Origin of the sequence: Streptosporangium sp. NPDC049644 (assembly GCF_040675205.1) — a bacterium.
Taxonomy (GTDB): Bacteria; Actinomycetota; Actinomycetes; order Streptosporangiales; family Streptosporangiaceae; genus Streptosporangium; species Streptosporangium fukuiense.
Genome location: NZ_JBFAOJ010000021.1, coordinates 106,811 through 115,390, shown reverse-complemented (window position 1 = coordinate 115,390; position 8,580 = coordinate 106,811). Strand labels below are relative to the sequence as shown.

Here is an 8,580-nt window from a genome sequence, read left to right as displayed (position 1 = left end):
TACCGCAGCGACCTCATTGATGGCTGCCTCGCGGGAACCGGCCTGGCCCTCACACCGGCATAGCCACTCACGACGTCACGAGTTCAACCTCAGTAACCAACCCGGTAGACGGGAATGCGGGACGAAGATCCACACATCGGCGACGACGCTGTCGCCTGCGTACTCGCGAATCACGGGGTCGGGGTCACGCAGAAGCAGCCGAAGGGTTTCCAATGTCACGTCGTCGATCTCACCGGTACGGCGGACCATGTGCGACACGGCGGTCAACCCCTGGCAGCGAAGCTCCTGCTTGCCGGAGGCGATGGCTCTGCGAGCCCGGGGAGCGATGACCTTGGCATCGTCGTGACACAGGGACAACCCAATCACGGCCACTCCGACCAGAGGATCGCCTCGATCAAAGGCGGCGTCGACCTGGTCGGCACACCTCGTGGGGTCATGCTGAATGTTTGCCCAATCCACTGGTCTCCCGACTACGCATTCTTCGTCCGCACCCATTGTGTGCGGAACTACAGTCTTCTAAGTAGGTCATGTCCGTGGACGCAACCCGCGCCTGACCAGAATCGATACCGGTTCTGACTGGTGGCTCTGGTTTCCCGTGATCCGTGGTTGTTCACACCTGTCCGCAGTCGTGTCACTGAGCTGGTTACCCGGAACTCGCACTTCCCTCGCGGTCCTTTGGCTCCTCCGCCCAGACGTCCCGGCCGTTGCTCCACAACTCTGAGGCGTGGTAGCCGAACCGATCGAACAGGCCGTCGTCCTGGTAGCGGCGCAGGTGCATCATCGGCGAGTCGTGGCCGACCAGCTTGGCCAGGTGCGGCGTCACGAGCATCTCGGAGTCGAAGCGGAAGACGCTCATCGCGATGTGCTCGTCTCCGAACCTCGCCTCGATGCCGGGCACGTTCCGAACCTGCTCGATCTCCGAGAGGGTGATCCGGATGCGGGTGGAGACCGTCAGCGGGACGTTCTCCACTTCCTCCCTGCGGCGGGTGACCTCGCTGTCCGGGTCACCGATCAGGAACCGGATCTTGCACCCCTGCTCGGCCTTGCGCTTGAGGACCTTGGCGAGGTTAGGGTGCTCCAGCCACAGGAAATAGTTGGTGTACCCGGCGAAGACGATCTCGTTTCGGGCCGAGGTGATCAGGTTGCGCCAGATCGACTTGGGGCACGCAGACCGGTACGGATAGACGGTCAGAACTTCTCGATCCGGGCCGGTCTTCACGGTGTTACGGATAGCCTCTGGCCACAACACGGACGTATCAACTCCTAATGCCTCAGCGGCGGCCAACTGGTGCCGGAGGTGCGGGACTCGCGCCTCATCCTGTAACCAGCGTTCCACCGTCTTAACATCCACTTCGCAGCGATCCGCCAGGTTCTGGTTGCTCAGCTTCGCATCGAGCATGGCGCGGCGTAAGGGGACGTTGGCCACGGTGCACCTCGGGGAGTGAGGACGTCAAGGACGTTTTCGACTCTAACTTTGAAACGTCCTGGACGTCTCTGGAACGCGGTGGGTTCGTCACTCAAATGGAATGACGCTTACTCCATGTCAACACCCGTGATTCTGGAAGACCTCCAGGCAGCATTTCCCGGATGGTGTATTTGGCGTAGTTCTGCGGGTCGTTTGTGGGCAACCCGGAATGGCCGACACCTCACCAACGAAGAGATAAATAAGGGCCTCTACCGGACAATCGACGCCGACGACGTCACCGAACTCGCCCAGCAGCTCCGCGACCAGGAGGGGCTGGAGGCATGAGCACTCTCGACGGGAAAGGGCTGCCTCAACGATGCCCGGCGGCCCTGGCTGCTGAGCGCCTACGCATCGGCCTCGAACACTGCGGCGTCTCGGCCGACATCCACGAGGGCCACGGTGTCGCCCTGGTCTCCGTCTGGACCGACCTCCTGGTCTGGACGGACGGACGTGCCTACCGCTGGTGGACGGGAAAGACCTCGACGAAAACGGGCCGCCGCCTGTACCTGGTCCACGGCGTGGACAACCCGATCACCGTCGCCCACTACGTCGCCCAACGGTACGAAGAGCTCCTCAAGGCGGCCTATCAGTGTGGAGACGTCGCGGAGCGCACGTCGTGATTCTGCTCGATGAGTGCCTGAGCCCACACGTGGCAATGCCTCAGCGAGATCACATCCGACTGGACTGGCAGCAGCCCTACCCGACACTTGAGCGGGCACGCTCGGTGACCTGGACCTGTTGGTGCCGTGCCACGGTCTACGAACTGTACGAGGGCGCCGGTCGGGCGTTTGTCCGGCGAACCATTCAACTCGACAGCGGCCATCAGGTCCAAGAGACCCTTCCCTGGCCAATCAATGAGGCTCGGGCGATCTGGATGGCCCTGCTGTCCGGAAGAGCCCGGTAGAACGGGCGTGGCGGCGCGGGATCTGGAGGGACCCATGTCGCCGCGCCTTCAGCAGACAGGAATACGACCGTCCGCTTTTCAGGCGGACTAATCACCCTGCTCGACTGATCAAGGCCGTGGTCAGGCGCGTGTGTGCGGTGGCACGGATGCGTCGGCGTGTGGGGACGTTGCTGTCAGTGCTGCTGTCGCCTCAGCCACGGTCACCCGGTGCCGGGGCCCGACGAAGGAGGGCTTCGGCGTCGATCGCCCCAGCCCCGGTCGGTGAGAACCGAAGTCTGCGATCGTCACGGCCCTGACCACCTCGATGCGAACAAAAACCCTGTCAGCCTTCAAGGCCAGCGCTTATCAATCCTCACGGAAATTTGCATCTAGATCGATGGCGAAGACCCTCAGTATCCTGGCACCCCCACTGACCACATGGCAGGTTAGGATACCGGAGTGACCCGTGAGTAACTTCAACTATAAGTGCACGGCCACATTAATCAAGTTTGCGCTCGTCGTCCTATCTGCATTAATCTCGCTCTCCGGCTGCGGCCGTCTCTTTTTCCATGAGACGTTCAAGGTGGACCCTGCCGCCGTCGAAGAAGTGCGCAGTGTGGGCAGAGTGGTACTCCAGGTCCAGTCGGACTGGACCTGGGAGGGTTCGACCCAGATTGACGAAATCTTACTGATGGACGTCGGATCCCCTACTTATGAAGAATCTCGCAATATCGCATACGAACGCTTACGTCAGCTCGGCTGGGCTGAACGCGCCAATGAGGTCCTAGAGTCACATAAATGGGGCCACATAGCAATTTCTTTCGATTCGCTCGATGGCCTAGACGCGTATGGACCCTTGGAGCAGCCATTGCGGGATGCAGCTCTGGCGGATCAAGCAGTATCTTCTTCGCTCATACTTGTTGATCTTGCTCCCCTGAGTTGAGCCTCCGCTTGTTGCATAGCTCTCTCGAAGAGACGATCGAGGAGAATTCATAGGCAGGATTCGCCATACCATTGTTGCGCATCCGTCAACTCGCGGTATGGAGTAGAGGGGTAAGTGGCGTTGATCCGACCCGATACTTGTTCAGCTTTCTCGCTGCAACTAATTAGGTAGGTGCGTGGGCGGCGCGGCCGCGACCGGCCGGAGAGCCGCAGCGCGGCCAGCGACCGCCCGACGCACGGCGAGGCGCCGAAGGCGGCTCGCCTTTAAACCAGTAAAGAAACTCTGAGCCCACTACACCCTGAGTGACACCTGTCCGTCTGATCCGGCCTGGTCATGCTCACTGGCTGCTGCGGCTTCGAAGCGGTCGCCGGGGGCCTCGATCTCGGTGAACTCCAGCGGGCGGCCGTCCTTGCTGAGCATCAGCCGGCGAACCAGCAACAAGGGTGTGCCGATGGGCTCCATGTTGAGGTCCTCGTAGGTCTCGCCGTAGGGCATCTGGGTGTGAACCGAGGTGATCCAGCGCAGTGGCCCGTGGGTTCGCTCCAGGTGGACGTAGTAGTCCTCGGGTTCGATCTCAGAGTCGATCTCCATACCTCTGCCTTCACCAGTGATCGTGGCGACCTGGTCGGCCAGGAGGTAGGAGCACAGGTGGATGCGGGCGCGGGTCTTGGTGTGCTGCCAGTAGGCGTAGCGGTAGACACCCATGCGGCCTCGGCGCACGCCCAGGACATCGGCTTTGCTGCCCTCGATGGTCATGAACAGCGCCGAGTTGGGAGTGACGCGGCCTGCGGTGCGTTCGGCCTCGCTGGCGACGGTGACGTGTTCCCATCCCTGCTTGGCGGGGTCGTACGTGGGGCTGAGCAGATCTTCGCGCTCTGAGCCGCCCATGAGGATCAGGCGGCGGTCAGGGGTGGGGCGAACGAAGGTGCCTCTGCCGTGGGCGACGGTGAGCAGTCCTTCGCCGACGAGCTGGGCGATGGCCTTGCGGATCGTCGGGCGTGAGGTGGCGTACTCAGAAGCGAGGAACGCTTCGCCGGGGAGTGCCTGTCCTGGCTGGTAGTGGTCTTGCACCACGTCGGAACGCAAGAGGTCGGCGATGATTCGCCACCGGGCGGCGCCCTTCTCGTCGGTCATGCCGAGTTCTCCTTCTTCCACGTTTGCTCTTTACAAGAGGTAGCACGTGTTGTTTACCATGTCCACATGGGCCAAGACGTAGCACGTGTTGGAGTACCTGTCGGGAGCGAGCGAAGGAGGACGTCATGAACAGCAAGGAGGAACCACAGCACCACACCGCCGACCAGCAGCCGGAATGGCTGGTCGATCTCGCACGGGTGATCAACGATCCGGGCTACGACCGATGGCGCTCGATGGTCGCGGCGACCGGAGGATGCGCCCACCCGGTGCACCTGGCGGGCGAGTCGCTGATCGTCAACGCGACCAGCGGTGAGGTGCTGTACAACTACCGCACGACGGATGAACCGTCCGGGCATCTGCTGGTGGCCTGCGGCAACCGGCGGGCCTCGGTGTGTCCGGCCTGCTCGGAGGTCTACCGGGCCGACACCTTCCAGTTGATCCGTGCGGGCCTGTCCGGCGGCAAGGGTGTCCCGCAGGAGGTGAGCGGGCATCCTCGGGCGTTCGTCACGCTCACCGCTCCCTCCTTCGGACCGGTGCACACGCGGCGGGAGAAGAACGGGACGCTGCGAGCCTGCCGTCCCCGTAAGCGGGACAAGGTCTGTGAGCACGGGCATCCGGTCGGCTGCCATGCTCGCCACGAGCCGGGAGACGGACGGCTCGGGCAACCCATCTGCGACCGGTGTTACGACTACGTGGGCGCGGTGCTCTGGCAGGCGCACGCGGGCGCGCTGTGGCATCGCTTCACTCTGGAAGTGCGGCGTACCCTCGCCAGCGAGGCGGGGCTGAGCCGTCGGGAGTTCGCCAAGCGGGTCCGGGTGTCGTTCGCCAAGGTCGCCGAGTACCAGCGGCGCGGCCTGGTGCACTTCCACGCCATCGTCAGGCTCGACGGTCCGGGCGGCGGAAGCGAGGTTCCTCCGGGCTGGGCCGATCACGACCTGCTCAGCCGGGCCATCCCTCCGGCGGTCCAGCGGGTCACGGTCGCCTCTCCCCCGAGTGATCTCGGCCGGTGGGATCTGGTCTGGGGCGATCAGCTCGACATCCGGCCCATCCTGCTCGACCAGACGGCGGACGGGCTCAGTGAACGAGCGGTGGCCGGCTACATCGCCAAATACGCGACGAAGGGTGCCGAAGCCTCCGGCACCGTCGATCATCGGCTGTCGTGCCCGGCGTGCGGCGGTCGGGGGCGGTTGAGCCTGATGGCGTCCTGCGGTCGCTGCCACGGGACGGGCTTGAAGCCAGGGCTGCACCTGGACACGCTCCCGGTCAGCGAGCATGCCCGGCGGATGATCCGCACCTGCTGGGAACTGGGCGCACGTCCTGAGTACAAGGCTCTACGGCTGCGGCCTTGGGCACACATGCTGGGATTTCGGGGCCACTTCTCCACCAAGTCGCGCCGCTACTCTACCACCCTCGGCGATCTCCGGCAGGTGCGCACCACGCACAGGGCCACCGAAGCACGCGAGCGGCACGGGCTCCCGGCCCTCGGTGACGAGACGACTCTCGTACTCGGTCACTGGCGGTTCGCCGGATCGGGCTACTCCCCCGGTGAGGCGATCATGGCCGAGCACATCCGCCAGAAGGTCGCTACCGCTCGAAAGATCGCCGCCGAACGGGAGGGCGGGTGACAGCACCCGGACCGCCCGGCGAACGGCGGCTCTACCGCATATGCGACGTCATGCACCTGCTCAGCATGAGTCGCAGCGTGATCTACGAGCAGATCAGGGCGGGCCGTCTGCGCTCCGTCACCCAGGGCCGTACCCGGCTCATCCCGGCCTCGGCCATCTCCGACTACATCGCTCTACTCGAACGGGAAGCGAGGGCATCATGACCGCACGACGCAGCCGAGGAGACGGCGGCCTGCACTGGGACGAGCAGCGAGAGCGCTGGATCGCCTCGGTGACGGTCGGCTACACCCCTGCCGGAAAGCGCATCGTCAAGAAGGCCAGCGGCAAGAGCAAGACAGAGGCGAAGGACAAGCTCAAAGAGATCATCCGCGACTATGACGACGGCCTGGCCATCGCTCCGGCCCATTACACGGTGGCCGACGCCGTGAAGTACTGGTTGCAACATGGCCTGGGCGGGCGCTCGGCGACCACGGTGAAGATGTACACCACGTTCGCCGACAACCACGTGATCCCCGCGGTGGGAGCGCGCAAGCTGCGTGACCTGTCGGTGGAGGACGTCGACCGTTGGCTTGCGAGCAAGACGGGTGAGCTGAGCACCCGTTCTCTCAAGCTGATCCACGGCATCCTCAACCGGTCGGTGAAGAGCGCCATGCGCCGCGACAAGGTGAAGCGGAACGTGGTCGATCTCTGCGAGATCCCGGAGGGGCGTGAGGGCCGTGCCTCCAAGGCGCTCACGCTCGCGCAGGCCGGCTCCATCATCGCCCTGGCTGAGCAGGCCAACCCGCGCATGCGAGCGTACGTGGTGCTCTCGCTGCTGATCGGTGCCCGTACGGAGGAACTCCGCGCGCTCCTGTGGTCTCACGTCGTCGCGTTCGATGAAGAGCGCAAGGCGTGGTTGCCGGTTACTGAGACGGGCTGGGAGAACGAGCAGTTCGCGATCTATGTGTGGCGGTCCGTGCGGCAGAAGGGAGACACCAAGACCGTCAAGTCGCGCCGTTCTCTCAAGCTCCCTCGGCGATGCGTGGACGCGCTGCGGACGCTCCGGGAAGAGCAGGAGAAGGCGGGGACAGAAGCGGGCCTCGTGTTCTGTACGTCGAAGGGCACCCCGATGAGCGCGGGCAACGTGCGCCGCGACGTACGGAAGATCATTGAGAAGGCGGGACTCCGTGGCACCGACTGGACTCCCCGCGAGATGCGGCACAGCTTCGTCTCGCTGCTCTCCGACTCCGGCGTCCCCATCGAGGACATCTCACGGCTCGTCGGCCACCGGAGCACGGTGGTCACGGAGACGGTCTACAGGAAGCAGATCCGGCCGGTGCTCATGCAGGGTGCGGAGGCCATGGACGACATCTTCGGGAGTTAGTCACCCAATTAGTCACTCACGCCCCGTCCTGAAGATCAGGAACGGGGCGTTTTGGCTGGTGGGCACTACTGGGTTCGAACCAGTGACATCTCGCTTGTAAGGCGAGCGCTCTACCGCTGAGCTAAGCGCCCGGGGTAATCCCGTTGGACAGACGGGACAACACCTTACGCCACCCGAGGGGTTTTCAGCACATCGGGAGACCAGGTGATCCCCGCGTCGGCGAAACCGGCGGCGCGCCAGCCGAGGAGGGCGGCGCCGAGCATGCCGGCCGACATGCCGAGAGCGGCCTGACGCAGAGGTGGTGCGTCGCGGAAGGCGAGGCGTTTGCCAAGGCGCTCGGCCAGCGGGACGGAGAGGAGGGAACCCGCCTCGGCGAGGCCGCCGCCGAGGACGATGGCCGAGGGGTCCAGCAGGAGCGTGTAGCTGGCCAGGGCCAGGGACAGCGCCTCGACCGCCTCGTCCCAGATCTCCATGGCGAGAGGATCTCCGGAGGCGGTCAGGGCTGCGACCTGCTCGGCGGTGACGGGAGCGGCGGATGAGGTGGCGCGGGTGGAGTAGCGACGTGCTACCGCGGAGGCGGAGGCGTAGGTCTCCAGGCAGCCGATCTGACCGCAGGCACACGGCTCGCCCTCCGGGAAGACCGGGATGTGGCCGATCTCGCCGCCCCAGCCGGTGTTCCCGCCGTACGGCTCGCCGTGCAGGATCACAGCGCCCGCGATGCCGGTGCCGATGGGCAGGAACAGGAAGTCGGAGAGCTCGCGACCGGCCCCGAGGACGCTCTCCGCGAGGCCTCCGGTGCGGACGTCGTGGCCGAGCATGACGGGGACGTCGAGCGGGACGAAATCCGTCGCGGGGACGTCCCTCCAGCCGATGTTCGCGGAGTAGAGAGCCGCATCCGCGGTGACCAGGCCGGGTACCGCGAGTCCGACACCCGCGGGGGCGCCGCCGCCCGCGGTGGCGAGGTCGTCGATGAACGATCGGATCGTCGCGACGACGGCGGCCGGGCCCCGATCCCGCGGGGTCGCGCGGCGGTCGGTGCGGATGATCTCGCCGGAACGGGTGACGAGGCCGCCCTTCATTGACGTTCCACCGACGTCAAGGGCAACAACGAAGGAGCTCATGCACCCATCCAGCGGCTCGAAGGAGCGGGACCGAGCCCGACCCTAG

Annotated in this window: 9 protein-coding genes and 1 tRNA gene; 5 read left to right on the top strand and 5 right to left on the bottom strand. The window is 64.9% G+C overall.

Annotation, left to right across the window (positions count from 1 at the left end; genetic code table 11):
- Nucleotides 1–75: 75 nt before the first annotated feature.
- Complete coding sequence (locus AB0J58_RS15245) at nucleotides 76–459, bottom strand: hypothetical protein (protein ID WP_364215368.1); 384 nt, start codon at nucleotides 457–459, stop codon at nucleotides 76–78.
- A 184-nt stretch (nucleotides 460–643) separates the two neighbouring features.
- Nucleotides 644–1,219: a hypothetical protein gene (locus AB0J58_RS15240; protein WP_364215365.1), complete on the bottom strand. Its 576-nt coding sequence runs from the start codon at nucleotides 1,217–1,219 to the stop codon at nucleotides 644–646.
- Nucleotides 1,220–1,746: 527 nt separating this feature from the next.
- Between AB0J58_RS15240 and AB0J58_RS15235 the strand changes: the two genes are divergently transcribed.
- Together AB0J58_RS15235 and AB0J58_RS15230 are read left to right on the top strand one after the other, a co-directional pair.
- The gene (locus tag AB0J58_RS15235) at nucleotides 1,747–2,085 is read left to right on the top strand and encodes a hypothetical protein (protein WP_364215362.1); all 339 of its coding nucleotides are present in this window, start codon (nucleotides 1,747–1,749) and stop codon (nucleotides 2,083–2,085) included.
- A gap of 729 nt (nucleotides 2,086–2,814) precedes the next feature.
- Nucleotides 2,815–3,291 carry a hypothetical protein gene (locus AB0J58_RS15230; protein ID WP_364215359.1) on the top strand — a complete coding sequence of 159 codons (477 nt, stop codon included), beginning with the start codon at nucleotides 2,815–2,817 and terminating at the stop codon, nucleotides 3,289–3,291.
- A 291-nt stretch (nucleotides 3,292–3,582) separates the two neighbouring features.
- Here the strand turns inward: AB0J58_RS15230 and AB0J58_RS15225 are convergent, their stop codons facing one another.
- Nucleotides 3,583–4,425, bottom strand: a complete 843-nt coding sequence (locus AB0J58_RS15225; RefSeq protein ID WP_364215356.1) for a GntR family transcriptional regulator — start codon at nucleotides 4,423–4,425, stop codon at nucleotides 3,583–3,585.
- 125 nt (nucleotides 4,426–4,550) lie between these two features.
- On the opposite strand from AB0J58_RS15225, the gene AB0J58_RS15220 reads away from it, so the two are divergent.
- From AB0J58_RS15220 to AB0J58_RS15210, 3 genes are read left to right on the top strand one after another with little or no spacing between them, the layout of a single operon-like run.
- Entirely contained in the window at nucleotides 4,551–6,050 is a 1,500-nt protein-coding gene (locus AB0J58_RS15220; RefSeq protein ID WP_364215353.1) for a replication initiator, read from the top strand.
- Entirely contained in the window at nucleotides 6,047–6,253 is a 207-nt protein-coding gene (locus AB0J58_RS15215) for a helix-turn-helix domain-containing protein (RefSeq protein WP_364215350.1), read from the top strand. The genes AB0J58_RS15220 and AB0J58_RS15215 overlap by 4 nt, the downstream gene beginning before the upstream one ends.
- On the top strand, nucleotides 6,250–7,413 hold the full coding sequence (locus AB0J58_RS15210; protein WP_364215347.1) for a site-specific integrase: 1,164 nt from the start codon (nucleotides 6,250–6,252) through the stop codon (nucleotides 7,411–7,413). Before AB0J58_RS15215 ends, AB0J58_RS15210 begins: the two co-directional genes overlap by 4 nt.
- Nucleotides 7,414–7,469: 56 nt before the next feature.
- Here AB0J58_RS15210 and AB0J58_RS15205 read toward each other — a convergent pair.
- Both AB0J58_RS15205 and AB0J58_RS15200 read right to left on the bottom strand, forming a co-directional pair.
- Nucleotides 7,470–7,544, bottom strand: a tRNA-Val gene (locus AB0J58_RS15205).
- A 33-nt stretch (nucleotides 7,545–7,577) separates the two neighbouring features.
- The gene (locus AB0J58_RS15200; RefSeq protein WP_364215344.1) at nucleotides 7,578–8,534 is read right to left on the bottom strand and encodes an ROK family protein; all 957 of its coding nucleotides are present in this window, start codon (nucleotides 8,532–8,534) and stop codon (nucleotides 7,578–7,580) included.
- Nucleotides 8,535–8,580: the final 46 nt, after the last annotated feature.

Coding starts and splice junctions, on each gene's coding strand:
- AB0J58_RS15235 (WP_364215362.1), top strand. CDS start 1,747: ATGAGCACTCTCGACGGGAAAGGGCTGCCTCAACGATGCCCGGCGGCC.
- AB0J58_RS15210 (WP_364215347.1), top strand. CDS start 6,250: ATGACCGCACGACGCAGCCGAGGAGACGGCGGCCTGCACTGGGACGAG.
- AB0J58_RS15220 (WP_364215353.1), top strand. CDS start 4,551: ATGAACAGCAAGGAGGAACCACAGCACCACACCGCCGACCAGCAGCCG.
- AB0J58_RS15225 (WP_364215356.1), bottom strand. CDS start 4,425: ATGACCGACGAGAAGGGCGCCGCCCGGTGGCGAATCATCGCCGACCTC.
- AB0J58_RS15200 (WP_364215344.1), bottom strand. CDS start 8,534: ATGAGCTCCTTCGTTGTTGCCCTTGACGTCGGTGGAACGTCAATGAAG.